The sequence below is a fragment of the Komagataeibacter kakiaceti JCM 25156 genome (assembly GCF_000613305.1).
Genome location: NZ_BAIO01000787.1, coordinates 1 through 778 on the forward strand (window position 1 = coordinate 1; position 778 = coordinate 778).

1 protein-coding gene is annotated in these 778 nt (G+C 62.9%); it reads left to right on the top strand.

What is annotated here, in order from left to right:
* Window positions 1-207: 207 nt before the first annotated feature.
* A partial coding sequence (locus JCM25156_RS18940; protein WP_034961348.1) for a 2Fe-2S iron-sulfur cluster-binding protein occupies window positions 208-778 on the top strand: 571 nt, incomplete at its 3' end.

Sequence of the window (778 nt, forward strand, 5' to 3'; positions counted from 1 at the left end):
CGGCACGCGGCGCATCTTTCGGAGCGTGCGGGGCGCTTATAGAGTACCATTCAGGTACTCATTTTGACTTCCTTTCATCCAGGGTGACAATGTAGGATTGCGTCCCATATACAGGGACAACACGATAGGAATGGCTGTTCCGGCTGTCTGCCTTGAGGGGGGTGAGGCGGTCCAGTAGCCACGATAGAGGGAACAGATTTGACGGGGATCAGAAACGACATCCGTTTCTATGTCGGAAACGAATGTCATACGCTGGCGCATGTCGCGCCAACACGTACGCTGCTGGACTGGCTGCGTGAGGAACGCGGCCTGACCGGCACCAAGGAAGGCTGTAACGAAGGTGACTGCGGCGCCTGCACGGTGCTGGTGGTCCGGCTGGAAGGGGAGCAGCTGGTCTGGCGCGCGGTCAATGCCTGCATCCAGTTCGTTTCCATGCTCGACGGTGCGCAGGTCCTGACGATCGAGGACATACGCGCCCCCGACGGCACGTTGCACCCGGTGCAGCAGGCCATGGTGGACCAGCATGGCTCGCAATGCGGCTTCTGCACGCCGGGCTTCGTCATGTCCATGGTCGCGGGCCGCAAGGCGGATGGCCTGGCGCAGGACGAACACCATATTGATGACATGCTGGCGGGCAACCTGTGCCGCTGCACGGGGTACGCACCGATCGTGCGCGCCATGCGGCAGGCCATGCAGGCCGGTCCCGACCATTTCGACGCCATGGCGCGCGACATGGCCGAACGCCTGCGCCAGTTGCGCGACGGGGCCAGCGTGGAGA